The organism is Galactobacillus timonensis, from assembly GCF_900240265.1.
GTDB classification, from domain to species: domain Bacteria; phylum Bacillota_I; class Bacilli_A; order Erysipelotrichales; family Erysipelotrichaceae; genus Bulleidia; species Bulleidia timonensis.
Map to the genome: position 1 here is coordinate 1,536,898 of NZ_LT964739.1, position 15,252 is coordinate 1,552,149.

The following is a 15,252-nucleotide window of genomic DNA, read 5'->3' on the forward strand; positions in this document are numbered from 1 at the left end:
ACGTTGGAAAGGTACGGGCATATATTATACATGTACATTTGAGCAACTGTTCATATGTTAAAGGGAGAAGCTATGACCTATACATATAAAATCTCAAGCATTGACTGCGCTGCCTGCGCCAAGGAGCTTGAGGAAGAAATCGGAAAGCTCGACGGCGTATCCAACTGCCACATCGAATTCGGCGTCGCCTCGGTTTTGTCCTATGATTGCGACCCCGCAAAGGCGGAAGAAGTAGGAAAGCAGGCTGCCAGGATCATCCGTGAAGATCAGGGCGAAGGAACACAGATCAATGAAGTACGGGATGATGTTCATTCCGTTGCCTATTCCGTTGAATCGATCGACTGTGCCGCCTGTGCTCAGGAGCTGGAGGAAGAGATCGGAAAGCTCGACGGCGTATCCAACTGTCACATCGAGTTCGGCATCAAGAGCCGTCTTACCTATGATGTCCTCGCGTCCCGTGAAAAAGCCGTGGAAGAAGCGATGCGCAACATCATCATCGAAGATCAGGGTGCCGGTACAAAGATTACGCCGGTGTCCCAGTCCCTGAAGGGCTATGTGTATACGGTCCATGGCCTTGCGGACGGGGAGGAGGCTTCACGTCTGCGCAATCAGGTTGCTAAAATTTCCGGCGTCCAGGATTGTGCGATTGATTTTGGCATGACATCTTCGCTGCGCTTTCGCTCTTCTCCGCAGGATGCGGCCAGGATTGAGCAGGAAATCCGTTCGCTGCTGAGCAGAGACCAGACCCTGAAACGGGTGTATGAGAAAAAAGAGGCTTCCGTCGATGACGAAGACAGAGAGAAAAAGGAAGCCGCTCTGATGCTCGGCCGGATCATTGCCGGTGCTGTTCTGTTTGTGCTCGGCATGGTCCTGGAGGGGACAGGAAGCGTCATCTTTGCGCTGGCGGCTTATATCGTGCTTGGCTATGACGTCATTGGCAAGGCATTCCGCAGTATCGGCCACGGTCAGCTGTTTGATGAACATTTCCTGATGATGGTTGCGACCTTTGCGGCGCTGTACATGCGCGACTTCAAGGAAGCGGCCGGGGTTATGCTGTTCTATCAGATCGGTGAATATTTCCAGGACCGGGCGGTTGCCCGCTCGCGCCGCTCAATCGGCGATCTGATGAATCTGCGTGCTGACTATGCCGAAGTGGAGCGTGATGGCGAATTCGTCAAGGTGGATCCGGAAGAAGTTCTGGTTCATGAGCGTGTACGTGTCAAGCCGGGCGAGAGGATTCCGCTGGATGGCGTCGTGGTGGAAGGCGCTTCTTCGCTGGATACTTCTTCATTAACCGGTGAATCAAAGGTTCAGGATGTGGACGCTGGCGACGAGGTGCTCAGCGGCTGCGTCAACCAGACCGGCGTCATCATCATTGAAGTAACGAAGGAATATGGTGATTCTACGGCAGCACGGATTCTTGATCTTGTGGAAAACAGCGAGTCGAAGAAGGCTTCGCCCGAGAAGTTCATAACGAAATTCAGCCGCTGGTATACGCCGGCCGTCGTGTTTGCGGCCATTGTGACTGCCATCATTACGGCGATTGTGCTGGGTGATGTCAATGAAGGCATTCGTCGTGCCTGCACGTTCCTTGTCATTTCGTGCCCGTGTGCTCTGGTCATTTCGATTCCGCTGAGCTTCTTTGCCGGCATCGGCGGCCTCTCGTCGCGCGGTGTTCTTGTTAAGGGAGCTTCCGTTGTTGAGACACTGTCAAAGGTGAAGAATGTTGTTTTCGACAAGACCGGTACGCTGACCAACGGTACCTTTGCAGTGGAGCATGTCTGCTCGCCGCAGGTGACTGAGAAGCAGCTCATTCACGATGCGGCGGCTGCGGAGCACTTTTCCAATCATCCGATTGCGCAGGGAATCCGGGCAAAGGATGGTGGAACGGTGGATGAAACTCTTCTCAGCGATGCTCAGGAAATCGCCGGCCGCGGTATTTCGATCAAGGAAAACGGCGTTGAGATTCTTGCCGGCAACTATAAGCTGATGCAGGAACACGGCATTACCTGCAGGGAAGAAACAGAGGCAGGTACGCTTGTCTATGTGGCACGGGGAGGAAAGTATGAAGGATGCCTGGTTCTTCTTGATCAGGTGAAGAACGGTGCCGAAGCTGCTGTCAATGGACTGAAGAAGGCCGGCTGTGCCATGACGATCGTATCCGGAGACAATCAGCAGCTGGTACGCAAGGTTGCGGATGATCTGGGCATTGAACACGCCATCGGTCAGTGCCTGCCGGAAGACAAGGTCGCAGCCGTCAGGAAAATCTGTGAGGCAGGGACGACCGCCTTTGTTGGCGACGGCGTTAACGACGCGCCGGTACTTGCGATGGCAGATGTGGGCTTTGCGATGGGCGCCCTTGGATCGGATGCGGCCATCGAGGCGGCAGACGTTGTCCTGATGGATGACGATCTGGCCAAGATTCCGCTGGCCATTTCGAGCAGTCAGAGAATTCAGAGAGTCGCCAGTGAGAACATCTGGTTTGCAATTGCGATCAAGCTGATTACGCTGGTGCTTGGTGCGATGGGCATTGCGAATATGTGGATGGCAATCTTCGCCGATACCGGTGTCGCCATGCTGTGTGTCTTAAATTCGCTGCGGCTGCTCAGAATCCGCAGAAAATAAGCATTGAATGTTTCAGGGGACAGATGCTTGGCATCTGTCCTTTTGCGTTTTTGACCGCTCATCCCGCGTTTTGTATTTCTGTATAATAAGGAGTATGTTCAGACGGATAGTTACGGTAGGTCTGGCTGTATGTTTCCTGGTGTGCGGGAATGTTCCGGTACAGGCGGAAGAGACGGCAGGGGCCGATGAAACTGCGGATTCCACTCCTGTATTGCAGGGTCCGGAAGCGGTGCTGGTCGATCAGGACAGCGGCAATGTTCTGTATGATTTCAACAGCGCTGTGCATCGGGATCCTTCTTCGCTGAGCGATCTGATGACGGTCTATCTTGCGGCTTCGTCGCTGAACCAGAATCAGTCGCTGACGATGAGTGAAACAGCCTCTGCAACCTATGATCACAGCAGCGGTGTCCTGTGGATTGAGACCGGTGAGACGCTGAGCGCCCTTGACTGCATGGCGGCGACTTTACTGGCCGGGGCCAACGATACGGCTGCGATGCTTGCGGAAGGTGTGTCCGGCAGCAACGATGCGTTTCTTTCGGCAATGAATAAGCAGGTAGAAGACTGGAACCTTGCGGATACGCATTTTGACAATCTCTTCGGCCTTGCGTCGGATAACAATTATTCTTCGGCGGCCGATATCGCTGAAATTACGCGGCGTGCTCTTTCGAATGCGTCCTTTTCCAGCGTCTTCTCTTTGACTTCCTATACGATTGCGGCCAATAACAAGCATGTGCAGGTACGTGATATTCCCAATGACTGCCAGCTGGTGCGCAGCGGTGACAATTTCTATGAAGGCATTACCGGCGGCAAGCTTGGCTACAGCGAAAGCGGCGGCTACGGTATCAGCGCAAGTGCCGAGAAGGACGGGACACGTCTGATTGCGGTCGTGCTTGGTGAGGAAAGTGCGGATGCGGCCTACGCTGATATCAAGGCACTGTTTGATTACGGCTTCAGCAGCTACCAGACGGTTACGATCCGGAAGGATGACATTCCTTCGCAGACGATTGCGATCCGTGATGGTACGCGCAAGTCGGCAGATGTCATTCTGTCGGCGGACAGCGATTTCTCGATTCTGATGAAAGTAACTGATACAACCCCGGAGCTGACGGCGGAAATTCAGGTGGAAAACTCCGACAGCAACGATCCGGATGCGATAACGGGAAAGGTTGTGTTCTATCTCAACGGACAGGAAGCCGGATCCGTCGATGCGGCGAAGGAAGTCGTTACCTATGAGCGCAATACCCAATCAGGCATTGACAGTATGACGATCTATGACTGGGTATGTATCGTTGTGCTGGCGCTGACGATGCTGTATCCGGTATTGAAGCGGTTCTCGGATTTCCTGAAGCCGCCGGGAGAATAAAAAACAAGGAGAAGAGAAAATGAAACGACTGTTTAGTGGCTGGCTGATCAATGTAATCTGCCTGTGGGTTCTGGACCTGCTGTTTGATTCGATCGCCTTTCCTTCGACGGGGCCGCTGTTGTTGGCGGCTCTGGTACTCGGTATTCTGAATGCGACCCTGAAGCCTTTGCTGAAGCTGCTGTCGCTGCCGGCGACGATTTTGACGCTGGGCCTGTTTTCGATTGTCATTGATGGTCTGATTCTTCATATTGCCCTGCGTCTTGGCGGGGCAGCTTCGGTTCCGGGGTTCTGGACGACGCTGCTGGCGGCGGTGTTTCTGAGCATTCTCAATGGCGCCGTGTCGCGCCTGATTAAGGACGAGTGATGGCAGACCATATTTGTTTCTTTGATCTGGATGGGACGCTGTTTTCCCATGCGTCGGACTCGATTCCTTCTTCGACGCTGCGTTCGCTTTCACTGCTGCAGAAAAACGGGATTCCGATTGTTCTGGCAACGGGCCGTCACTTTGCGGAGCTTGGGCAGCTGGAGCCGTCGGCTTCGATTCCCTTTGATGCATGGATCATGTTGACGGGGGCATATATCACCGATGCAGGTAAACGCTGCATCGCGTCGGCGGAAATCGGTGAAGAAAACATGGTTGTTCTGACTGACTGGCTCAACGGTCATGGCTATTCCTATATCGTTGTTGAGGAAGAGGTGAACTACATGAATTCGCACTCTGCGCTTGCCAGGCAGGTTCAGGCTTCGATTCATACGGCACTGTTTCCGGTGATGGATGTGAGCCGGATCCATTCGCATCCCGTCTATCAGCTGACGGTTTTTGCGCCATGGAGTGTGGCGGAGGAACTGATGCGGCTGGTGCCTTCGGTGCGTGCGAGTCAATGGCATTCCAGCGCGTTCGACCTGTCTTCCGTAAAAGCGGGCAAGGGCGATGCGCTGCGGAAGGTGTGTGATTATTTCCATGTGCCGGTTTCAGGGTCCTTTGCCTTTGGCGATAACAACAATGATCTCGACATGCTCAGAGCGGCCGGTACCGGGATTGCGATGGGTAATGGTTCACCTGGTGCCAAGCAGGCTGCGGATTATGTGACGGATGATATTGATGCAGACGGCATTGAGCATGCGCTGCTGCATTTTGGTTTGATATGAGAGGATGATGAACGATGCGTACAGTAATTCAAAGGGTATCTGAGGCTTCGGTGACGATTGATGGCCATGTGCATGGCGATATCGGCAGGGGTTATATGATTCTGGTCGGCTTTGAGGATGCGGATACGGAAGAAATCGTACGTGCCATGTGTGCCAAGATATCGAAGCTGCGCATTTTTGATGATGATGCTGGAAAGATGAACCGTTCGATTCTTGATGTGCAGGGGGCGATTCTTTCGATTTCGCAGTTTACGCTCTACGCCGACTGCCGCAAAGGCAACCGCCCGAGCTTTTCCGGTTCCGGATCCCCTGTGCATGCCGAGGCGCTGTATCATTACTTCAATGATCAGCTGCGGTATCTGACAATTCCGGTGGAAGAAGGCATCTTCGGGGCGGATATGAAGGTGCGGCTGCTGAATGATGGGCCGGTGACGATCGTACTCGACTCGAAGGAGATTGTGCATGGGTGAAATTATTTACGGAGACGAGCTTTCCCGTGAACTGAAAGCCGCAATGAAAGTGAAGATTGAAGGCCTGGTGAAGGATGGAAAACGGGTTCCGTGTCTTGCCGTGATCCTGGTTGGCGATAATCCTGCTTCACTTTCCTATGTGCGGGGCAAGGAGAAGGCGTGCCGGGAAGTCGGCATTGAAAGCCGCATGCTTCATCTTCCGCAAACGGCGAGCCAGCAGGAAGTGGAAGAGGCAGTATTGTCCTGCAGTGAAGATCCCGGTGTGGACGGGATTCTGGTTCAACTGCCGTTACCGAAGGGGCTGAATCCGCAGGCGGTCATTCATAAAGTGGACCCGAGCAAGGATGTGGATGGGCTTCATCCCCTCAATCTCGCGGCACTTTACGATAATGAACGGGGCTTTCGGCCCTGTACGCCGCTTGGCGTGATGGAGCTGCTGAAACGGATGGGCTGCGATCCCGATGGGAAACATGCCGTCGTTCTGGGACGCAGCAGTCTGGTCGGTACACCGGTTGCGCGGCTGCTGCTGAATGCCAATGCGACGGTAACGATGTGCCACAGTCATACGCATGATCTTGCCGCAATTACGCGCCAGGCCGATATTCTTGTCGCGGCCATCGGGAGAGAAAAGTTCGTGAAGGCGGACATGGTCAAGGAAGGTGCATACGTCATTGATGTGGGCATCAATCGGATGGCCGACGGACATCTGTGCGGCGATGTTGACTTTGATGCGGTGCTTCCGAAAGCGGCGGCCATTACGCCGGTTCCCAGGGGCGTAGGTCCGATGACGATTGCGATGCTGCTGCACAATACGCTGCAGGCATATCAGTGGAGGTTGGCTGATGAATACGTGGGATTATGATCTTGGCTCCATTGTTGAAATGAAAAAGGAACATCCCTGCCACAAGTCTAAATACTGGAAGGTGATCCGCATGGGCGGCGACATCAAGATCAAATGCGAAGGCTGCGGCGCCATCGTCATGTTTCCGAGACATGAGTTTGAACATAAGCTGAAGAAGGTTATTATCAAAGGCGATGCTTCAAATCAAAGTGATATATAATAGGCCGGGTTTGAGAGAGGAAGAAGTATGTCATTAACTGCAGGTATTGTCGGACTTCCGAATGTCGGCAAGTCGACGCTGTTCAACGCGATTACAAACAGTCAGGTTCTGGCGGAAAACTATCCGTTTGCGACGATCCAGCCGAACGTCGGTGTCGTTGAAGTTCCGGATGAGCGGATGACGAATCTGGTGAAGATTTTTCAGCCGCAGAGAACGATCTATACGACATTTGAATTTACAGATATCGCCGGCCTTGTCAAAGGTGCGTCCAAGGGTGAGGGTCTTGGCAACCAGTTCCTTGCCAATATCCGTGAGACGAATGCGATCATCCATGTTGTCCGCTGCTTCGATGATCCGGACATTGAGCACGTCGAGGGATCGGTCGATCCGGTCCGCGACATTGAGGAAATCAATCTGGAGCTGTGTCTGGCCGATCTGGAGACGGTAGAGAACCGGATTGCCAAGGTCATGCGCAAGGCGCAGACCAAGGAAAAGGATGCGGTCAGTGAGTATGAGACGCTGAAGAAGCTGAAGACGGCTCTGGAAGCCGGTACGCCGGTCCGTCTGCTGGAACTCAGCGACAAGGATCGGGAATATATCCGCAACTATTCGCTGCTGACAGCGAAGCCGGTTATCTACGTTGCCAATATGAGCGATGAAGAGGTTACGGATCCCTCCAGCAACAAATACTTCAATGCCGTCAAGGCATTTGCGGACAAGGAAGGCAGCGCCTGCATCGCGATCTGTGCCAAGATGGAAGAAGAACTTTCTGGCATGAGCCGCGAAGAGAAGGAAGCATTCCTGGAGGATCTTGGCGTCAAGACTTCGGGCCTGGATCAGATCATTCAGGCAGCCTACCATCTGCTCGGTCTGCGTACGTTCTTTACGGTCGGCGGGCCGGAGTGCAGAGCCTGGACATTCCATGAAGGAATGAAGGCGCCGCAGTGTGCCGGCATTATTCATACCGACTTTGAGAAGGGGTTCATCCGGGCCGAAGTGTACAGCTATGACGATCTGATGCAGTACGGTACGGAGCAGAGCGTCAAGGAGCACGGAAAGATGCGTCTGGAAGGCAAGGACTATCTGATGCAGGATGGCGATATTGTGTTCTTCCGTTTCAATGTCTGAGCGACAATTTGAGCCATTTGCCTGTATTGTGAAAGACGGATGATGCTACAATAAAATCAGAAAAGCAGTGACGGAGGCATAATTTATGAAATTGATTCTTGCCATTGTTTCCAATGATGACGCATCCAATGTTTCCTCGGCTCTGACGGCGGAGAACTTCTCGGTGACGCGTCTGGCGACGACCGGCGGCTTCCTGCGTGCAGGAAATACGACGATGATTGTCGGTACCGATGACGATAAGGTGGATCATTGCATTGAGCTGATCGGTTCGGAATCTAAGCGCCGGACGGAAATCGTTCCATCTACTGCCAGCTACGATATCGGCCGCTATGCAAGCTTCCCCGTAGAAGTTCAGGTTGGCGGTGCGACGATCTTCGTTCTGGATGTGGAACAGTTCCGCAAGTTATAAGACACCAGTCAAAAACACAAGCAATAAAGAATTGAACAAAAAAGATGCCTTCCTGCAGGTTCGGGAAGGCATTTGTTATTCACGGGGAAGCGCGTTGATCAGCAGCGGCAGTGCCCTTTCAAACTCGGTGCCAAACAGAGGCTCACCATGATCCAGAAGTGTAATATGAATCGCTTCCTTCACGAACCGGCTCGCAAGATTCATGGCATCCATTGCCGGCATGCCGCGCATGCAGGCACCGATGAAGGCTGATGCCCAAAGGTCCCCGGTCCCGTGAAAGGATGCCGGTTCCTTTGCTATGGCACACTTTTCATATCCGCCATCCCCGGAAGATAGAAGGGTCGCGATTTCACCGTTTTCCGTATCGATGCCGGTAAGAATCACTGTGCCGTCGCAGATGGAAGCGAGCTTTTTCAGAAGCTGCTGATACTGCGGATCACTGAAATCTTCGCGATAGGACGTACCGGTAAGAAAGCACGCCTCCGTGAGGTTGGGACAGATGATCGTCGCTTTTGTAAGAATGGTGCAGAGTGTTTTCGGAAAGTCTTCATCAATGCCCCGGTACAGCCTTCCATGATCGCCGAAGGCCGGGTCAATGAGGATTGGGATCTTGTTTCCAAAGGCAACGATGACTTCCTGCGCAACGTTGACTGCGGCTGTGCTGCCAAGATACCCAATGTAGATGGCATCGAAAGTGATGCCGTTTTCTTTCCAGCTGCGAAGGATCTCACGGTCCATATCGAGCAGATCCGTGCCGTAGACATTCTTGAATGCGGTATGAGAAGAGAGAACGGCGGTCGGAAGAACAGCTGCCTCCAGTCCCATGGCTGAAAGAACCGGCAGCGCCTCGGTCAAAGAACATCTGCCTGCACAGGAAAGATCCTGCATCGTAAGTATTCGTTTCATGACTTTACTTTAAGACAGATCTGGTCCTGAGAAAAGTCGGAAATACAGTAAAATGACAGGGTCAGATGAAGAAAGAAGAAGAAAAAGCGTATCTCAGAGTGTACCGCCAGCTGAAGCAGGCCATCGTTTCCGGCGTATACAAAGAAGAGGAACGTCTGCCGGGGAAACGGGTGCTGAGCGATCAGGAAGGCGTATCCCTGATCACCATCGAACATGCCCTTCGCATTCTGCAGGAAGAAGGCTATGTCGAAAGCAGGCAGCGCAGCGGAAGCTTCGTAATCTATCGTGCCGATGACTTCTACGGTACACAGGATGAGGAACCTCTGCCCAGCTGGCATGAAGTTCCCTTCCGGAAGGAAGTGTTTCCGCAGTCCGCCTACAATCAGACGCTGCGGCGGGTACTGGCAGATGATCCCGGCTTTCTTCTTCGCAAGCCGGAGGGACAGGGTCTCATTGAGCTGCGCCAGGAGCTGGTGCGCTATCTTGCCCGCAGCCGCGGCATGCATGTGACGATGGATCAGATCGTGATCGGCTCGGGTGCCGAGTATCTTTATGCGCTGATCGTTCAGCTGCTTGGAAGAGACAGGATCTATGCCATCGAGGATCCTTCCTATGAAAAGATAGCGAAAATCTATGAAGCCAACGGCGTCACGATCGAGCGGCTTCCGATGGGAAGAGACGGCATCGTCTCGGAAGCTCTGAAAAACGCAAAGGCATCCGTTCTTCATATCACTCCGTATGACAGCTATCCCTCAGGCGTTACGGCACTGGCGGGAAAACGGCAGGAATATGTGCGCTGGGCAATGGAACGTGGCGGCTATCTTGTCGAGGATGACTATGAAAGTGAATTTACCATCTCCTCGAAGCCGGTCGATACGCTGTTTTCCATGGAGCCGGAACACTCGGTGATCTACATCAATACGTTCAATCGGACCATTTCCCCGTCTCTTCGTGTCGGCTATATGATTCTTCCGCATGACATGGTGGACGAGTTTCAAAAAAAAGCAGGCTTTTATGCCTGCACGGTTTCCACATTGTCGCAGCTTGTCATTGCCCGGCTGTTAAGCAGCGGTGCCTTTGAGCGTCATATCAATCGCGTGCGGCGGGAGCGTCGGAAGAACCAGAAGGTTCCGGAATCATCTGAAGCCACTTTCCCCGCAGCAGCCGGATCAGAAACAGGACGCCGCGGGCACTGATTTCCGCCGCCATCGCATACCATGCGCCGGGCAGCCCCATCCACTGCACCAGGAACCAGGCCAGCGTCAGACGGATTCCCCACATCGATACCAGGTTCATAAGGAACGGCACCATCGTATCGCCGACACCGCGCAGAGCACCTGCCGTAACGATGCTTGCCGCAAAGAGCGCTTCCACATGAAGCTCAATGCGCAGACACTGAACACCCAGTGCCTGTACTTCCGGATCCTGGGTCAGGAATGCAAATACCTGAGGAGCCGCCGCGTACATTACCAGTCCACACGCCGCCATCAGTGCCATTCCGAGAATGGCTGCTGTCCAGGCAAAGCGCTTGGCAAGATCACGCCGCCTTGCCCCGGCTGCCTGACCGACGAGTGTCGTCGCCGCGGATCCGATGCCGTAGCCCGGCAGATAGCAGAAACTTTCCGCCGTGACGGCAAAGCTGTGAGCCGCGATCGAGGCAGCTCCGAGTGGCGATATGATTCTTGTATAGAGAATTTGGGCAAAGGAGAGCACCGCCTGTTCCGCCGCCATGGGAACGCCGATATCGAGTGCTTTCTTCAGCGTCTTCTTTTCTACCTTCCAGGAACCTTTTTCTCTGAGATTCAGAAGCGGCGATTTCACGGCAGCCGCATAGAACATCCCAACTGCCGCAGTGAGATACGCCAGGGCCGTGCCCAGGGCGGCGCCGGTGACGCCAAGCCCTGCGCCCGGAAGGCGAAGGGAGCCGATCGAAAAACCGGGGAAGATCAGGAACGCATTGAAGACAACGTCGAGGGCACACATCAGGATGCCGAGGAACGAAGGCGTCTTCATATTTCCTGAGCATTCCAGCATGCTGGCGGCGAGCAGGTACAGCAGACGAACCGGAATGAAGAGTGAAAAGATCAGAAAGTAGCGGGTCGCATCGGGACGGATGTCCATGTCAGCCTTCATCCATGCCGGAAGATAAAAGGCACACAGGCAGCCGATCGCCGTAAGAATGACGGCAAACAGCATGGAGGCGGCAATCGACTGGCGGAAGATGTTTTTGGCACGCTGCGTATCTTTTGCGCCGATGCTCTGGGCAACCTGCACTGAGAAACCAAAGCAGCAGGCGGTCATCAGACCGCCGAACAGCCAGGTGGAACTTGCGACCAGACCAATGGATGCGGACGCATTGCGCCCCATCTGTCCGACCATGGCACTGTCAATGTACTGCATCACGGTTTCTGCGATCTGGGCCAGAATGGCTGGAAGCGCGAGGCGGAAGACAGCGCTCAGCACTTCTTTTTCGGATGGATTTTCAACGTCGAGGAGTTCGGCAGCAGATTTTTTCATGGATTGCATTATAGTAGGAATAAAGACAAAAAGGGAGGTTATCCTTTCGATGAATCTAAGAATCATTACCCCGGAAGGCAGAGAATATTTCCGCACAGATACGGGAAGTGCAAGGCTCAAGGACATTGCCGATTCGCTGCAGAGCGAGTGCAGATACGAGATCCTTTGCGCAAGAGTCAATCACGAAACACGCCGTCTTACCGACAGCGTTGAGAGTGACTGCACGATCGAACTGCTGGATCTGAGAACCAATGAAGCCAATCTGATCTACCAGTTTTCTTTGACGCTGCTGTTTACGCTCGCCGTGCACGAGGTGCTTGGTCGCGACGTTTCCGTCATCGTGCATAACAGTCTTTCCAAGGGGCTGTTCATTACGCTGAAGCCCGCAGTATTTACGGAAGAGGACTGTCAGAAAATAGAGGCGGCGATGCGCGATGCCGTAAAGAAGGAGCTTCCGTTTACCGATCTTTCGCTGAACCGCGAACAGATGATCGATTATGCCAAAACAATGAACAGGCAGGATCAGGTACGTCTGCTATCTTCCAGTCCTGACATTCAGCAGGCTCACCTGTTTCAGGTAGGGCAGGAGGCGGAGATCTTCTATGATGAACTTCTTCCGGACACATCCTATCTGAAGTACTTTGAAGTGCGCCGCTATAAGAACGGCATCCTGCTGCGGTTTCCGCATCCTTCCAGGCCGGATGAAGTACCCGCCTTTGAGAATCAGCCGCTGCTGTACTCTGCTTTTTCCGAAGAGACACGCTGGGATCGTCTGATGGGCATCGAGACGGCTGCCGACCTTAATGAAATCATGGAAGATTCCGAAGCCACCAGGGAACTTGTGCTGCTGTCGGAAGCGCTGCATGAAAAGAAGATTTCGCAGCTGGCACAGCGCATTCATGATGAAAAAAAGCGGATCATCCTGATTGCCGGTCCCTCGTCTTCGGGCAAGACAACCTTTGCCAAGCGGCTGTGCATTCAGCTGCGGGTGACGGGATTACGGCCGGTATACCTGGGGACAGACGATTATTTCCTTGAGCGCAGCGAGACGCCGCTGCTGGAAAACGGGAAGCCGGACTTCGAGTCGCTGCGGGCACTGGATCGGGAACTGTTCAATACGCAGATGAATGACCTGCTGGCGGGGAAGAAGGTTGATATTCCGTATTTCAACTTTGTCAGCGGGAAAAAGGAATACGGGAAACGGATCATCCGGATCACGGACACGCAGCCGCTGGTCATTGAAGGTCTGCACTGTCTCAATCCGGCTCTGACCGAACAAATTCCGGATGATGTGAAGTTCCGCATCTACATTTCGCCTTTGACCCAGCTGAACATCGATGCGCATAACCGCATTCCCACGACGGATGCACGCATGCTCAGAAGGATTGTCCGCGATGCCCAGTTCCGCAGCCGGGATGCGCGGCTGACCATCAATACCTGGGAAGAAGTGCGCCAGGGTGAGGATCAGAATATTTTTCCGTTCTGTGATGAAGCAGATGCCTTCTTCAACAGCACCTGTCTATATGAGCTGAGCGTGCTCAAGAAGTATGCCCGGCCGCAGTTGGAGGCGATTGACTCTTCGATGCCCGAGTATCCGGAGGCACAGCGGATGCTGCGGTTTCTTGCCTTCTTCAAGACGATGCATGATGATTCGATTATTCCGAACAATTCGATCCTGCGGGAATTTATCGGCGGATCGGTCATTGCCCTTTGAAAACTGATTGACAGATTTCAAAAGAGTGATATTATCAGTGCGTTATCAAATACCAGAGACAGTAACGGCGCAAGCTCAATAAGGTTACCGAGGTAGAAAAGGTAGAAAAAGATTTGAACCTTTCGGCCCTTGTTTTGCGCAGGGGCCTTTTTATAAACAGGTAGGCGATAACAGAAAGGTGAAGGTGAATCAATGAATCAGGCGGTTTTAGAGTCAAAAAAGAACGTTGTTTCTGAAATTCAGAACAAGTTCACCGGCTCTTCTTCCACGGTTGTCGCTGAGTACCGCGGCCTGAGCGTTGCTGAAGTCACCGAGCTGCGCAGAGCGCTGATGAAGGAGAATGTAGAGCTCAAGGTCTACAAGAACACTCTCGCTTCAAAGGCTGCTGACGCTGCAGGCTATGGTGAACTGAGCAATGTCCTGACAGGCCCGAACGCAATGGCATTCGGTGGAGATGAGACGGGGGCAGCCCGCGTCATGGCAAAGTTTGCCAAGAAGCACAAGAATCTGGTTCTCAAGGGCGGCATTGTTGAAGGAAAGGTTGTTGACCTGGATACCATCAATGCATTAGCTGCTCTGCCGAACAGAGAAGGAATGCTTTCGATGCTGCTGTCTGTCCTGCAGGCTCCGGTTTCTTCGTTCGCACGTGTCGTCAAGGCAGTTGCAGATGCGAAGCCGGCGGATGGTGCTGCGGCACCGGCAGAAAGTGCTCCGGCAGCAGAAGCTGCAGAAGCGAAGTGAGTTTCAAAGCCAGAAATAGGAAAAAACTAGAAAAGGAGAAAACATATCATGGCTATTACAAAGGAAGATATTCTTGCTTATCTTGATACTGCTACAATTCTTGATCTCAACGATCTCGTAAAGTCCATTGAGGAGAAGTACGGCGTTACGGCTGCTGCTCCGGTTGCGGCTGCTGCTGCTCCGGCTGAGGATGCCGCTGCTGCTGCTCCGAAGAACGTTACGGTTGTTATGACGAGCTTCGGCGAGTCCAAGGTTGCTGTCATCAAGGTCGTTCGTACAATCACGGGTCTTGGCCTGGTTGAGGCTAAGAAGCTGGTTGATACGGTTCCGGCTGAGATCAAGAAGGATGTACCGGCTGAAGAGGCTGAGAACATCAAGAAGCAGCTGACCGATGCTGGCGCTACTGTTGAACTGAAGTAATTTCATTCAACACAGGCTTCAGGCAATTGAAAAATACAAGGAAAAGCCGAGGAGAAGGTTCCTCGGCCTTTCGCCCCTGAAAGGAAAGGAGGAGGGTTCCATGGAGGACAGGCATTATTTTACGGATAATTCCGATCTGCCTGCAGACCGTCGTGAACACTCCTTCTTTTTTTCAAATCAGGTCTTCACATTTACAACCGACCTGGGTGTCTTTTCCAAGAGCGGCGTAGATCAGGGTACGGAACTGCTGTTGAATGCAGTATGCCGGAATCCTGTTTCCGGATCCGTACTGGATCTTGGCTGCGGCTATGGGACGGTTGGCGTTGTTGTAAAAACTCTGTTTCCGGAATGTGCAGTGACGTGCGTGGACATTAATCCGCGTGCCGTTGAGCTGGCGCAGCTGAATGCGCAGAGGGCTCATGTGGAAGTCGATGCTCTGGTATCCGATGGATTCAGCGCCATCGGGGACAGGAGCTTTGATCTTGTCATTACCAATCCCCCGATCCGGGCCGGAAAGATGATCGTATATACATTCTTCGAAGATGCATATATGCATCTGCATGAAGGCGGGCGGCTGTATGCCGTTGTACGCCGCAAGCAGGGAGCTGACAGCGCGCAGAAAAAACTGTCCAGTCTGTTCGGAAACTGTGAAATCGCTCTGAGCAAGAAGGGATATCGGATTTTTTGCTGTGTGAAGCATTGACGGGGTAAAAAGTCAATGCTAAAATTTTTGATTGCTTAAATACATT

Annotated in this window: 16 protein-coding genes and 1 other annotated feature; of the genes, 14 read left to right on the top strand and 2 right to left on the bottom strand. The window is 53.0% G+C overall.

Annotation, left to right across the window (positions count from 1 at the left end; all coding sequences use genetic code 11):
• Positions 1-72: 72 nt before the first annotated feature.
• The 9 genes from C1714_RS07290 to C1714_RS07330 all read left to right on the top strand — a co-directional run bounded on the left by C1714_RS07290 (position 73) and on the right by C1714_RS07330 (position 8,205).
• Positions 73-2,625 (top strand): heavy metal translocating P-type ATPase, encoded by a 2,553-nt coding sequence (locus C1714_RS07290; RefSeq protein ID WP_245305076.1) that lies wholly within the window; start codon positions 73-75, stop codon positions 2,623-2,625.
• A gap of 94 nt (positions 2,626-2,719) precedes the next feature.
• Positions 2,720-3,988, top strand: a complete 1,269-nt coding sequence (locus tag C1714_RS07295) for a D-alanyl-D-alanine carboxypeptidase family protein (RefSeq protein ID WP_167849971.1) — start codon at positions 2,720-2,722, stop codon at positions 3,986-3,988.
• Between the two features lie 19 nt (positions 3,989-4,007).
• A complete protein-coding gene (locus tag C1714_RS07300) occupies positions 4,008-4,352 on the top strand; it encodes a phage holin family protein (protein WP_102342564.1) in 345 nt (114 codons plus the stop codon).
• Positions 4,352-5,137: a Cof-type HAD-IIB family hydrolase gene (locus C1714_RS07305; protein ID WP_102342565.1), complete on the top strand. Its 786-nt coding sequence runs from the start codon at positions 4,352-4,354 to the stop codon at positions 5,135-5,137. The genes C1714_RS07300 and C1714_RS07305 overlap by 1 nt, the downstream gene beginning before the upstream one ends.
• A gap of 14 nt (positions 5,138-5,151) precedes the next feature.
• Positions 5,152-5,607, top strand: a complete 456-nt coding sequence (gene dtd / locus C1714_RS07310; RefSeq protein ID WP_102342566.1) for a D-aminoacyl-tRNA deacylase — start codon at positions 5,152-5,154, stop codon at positions 5,605-5,607.
• Positions 5,600-6,469: a bifunctional methylenetetrahydrofolate dehydrogenase/methenyltetrahydrofolate cyclohydrolase FolD gene (gene folD, locus C1714_RS07315; RefSeq protein ID WP_102342567.1), complete on the top strand. Its 870-nt coding sequence runs from the start codon at positions 5,600-5,602 to the stop codon at positions 6,467-6,469. The genes dtd and folD overlap by 8 nt, the downstream gene beginning before the upstream one ends.
• A complete protein-coding gene (locus tag C1714_RS07320; protein ID WP_102342568.1) occupies positions 6,450-6,668 on the top strand; it encodes a DUF951 domain-containing protein in 219 nt (72 codons plus the stop codon). Before folD ends, C1714_RS07320 begins: the two co-directional genes overlap by 20 nt.
• Before the next feature lie 27 nt (positions 6,669-6,695).
• Positions 6,696-7,796, top strand: coding sequence for a redox-regulated ATPase YchF (ychF, locus tag C1714_RS07325; RefSeq protein ID WP_102342569.1), 1,101 nt, complete (start codon positions 6,696-6,698; stop codon positions 7,794-7,796).
• A gap of 85 nt (positions 7,797-7,881) precedes the next feature.
• Positions 7,882-8,205: a cyclic-di-AMP receptor gene (locus C1714_RS07330; RefSeq protein WP_102342570.1), complete on the top strand. Its 324-nt coding sequence runs from the start codon at positions 7,882-7,884 to the stop codon at positions 8,203-8,205.
• Positions 8,206-8,280: 75 nt separating this feature from the next.
• On the opposite strand, the gene C1714_RS07335 is transcribed toward C1714_RS07330, so the two are convergent.
• Entirely contained in the window at positions 8,281-9,111 is an 831-nt protein-coding gene (locus C1714_RS07335) for a PfkB family carbohydrate kinase (RefSeq protein WP_102342571.1), read from the bottom strand.
• Between the two features lie 65 nt (positions 9,112-9,176).
• On the opposite strand from C1714_RS07335, the gene pdxR reads away from it, so the two are divergent.
• Positions 9,177-10,307, top strand: a complete 1,131-nt coding sequence (gene pdxR, locus C1714_RS07340; RefSeq protein ID WP_102342572.1) for a MocR-like pyridoxine biosynthesis transcription factor PdxR — start codon at positions 9,177-9,179, stop codon at positions 10,305-10,307.
• Here pdxR and C1714_RS07345 read toward each other — a convergent pair.
• The gene (locus tag C1714_RS07345) at positions 10,201-11,628 is read right to left on the bottom strand and encodes an MATE family efflux transporter (RefSeq protein WP_102343178.1); all 1,428 of its coding nucleotides are present in this window, start codon (positions 11,626-11,628) and stop codon (positions 10,201-10,203) included. The two genes, pdxR and C1714_RS07345, sit on opposite strands and share 107 nt — an antisense overlap.
• Before the next feature lie 49 nt (positions 11,629-11,677).
• On the opposite strand from C1714_RS07345, the gene C1714_RS07350 reads away from it, so the two are divergent.
• The 4 genes from C1714_RS07350 to C1714_RS07365 all read left to right on the top strand — a co-directional run bounded on the left by C1714_RS07350 (position 11,678) and on the right by C1714_RS07365 (position 15,206).
• Positions 11,678-13,342: a nucleoside kinase gene (locus C1714_RS07350; RefSeq protein ID WP_167849972.1), complete on the top strand. Its 1,665-nt coding sequence runs from the start codon at positions 11,678-11,680 to the stop codon at positions 13,340-13,342.
• Positions 13,343-13,376: 34 nt separating this feature from the next.
• Positions 13,377-13,504 (top strand) — a sequence feature (ribosomal protein L10 leader region).
• Positions 13,505-13,534: 30 nt separating this feature from the next.
• Entirely contained in the window at positions 13,535-14,083 is a 549-nt protein-coding gene (rplJ, locus tag C1714_RS07355; RefSeq protein WP_102342574.1) for a 50S ribosomal protein L10, read from the top strand.
• Between the two features lie 48 nt (positions 14,084-14,131).
• Positions 14,132-14,503, top strand: coding sequence for a 50S ribosomal protein L7/L12 (rplL, locus tag C1714_RS07360; RefSeq protein WP_425349049.1), 372 nt, complete (start codon positions 14,132-14,134; stop codon positions 14,501-14,503).
• A gap of 100 nt (positions 14,504-14,603) precedes the next feature.
• Entirely contained in the window at positions 14,604-15,206 is a 603-nt protein-coding gene (locus C1714_RS07365; protein WP_102342576.1) for a class I SAM-dependent methyltransferase, read from the top strand.
• The last annotated feature ends 46 nt before the right edge of the window (positions 15,207-15,252 follow it).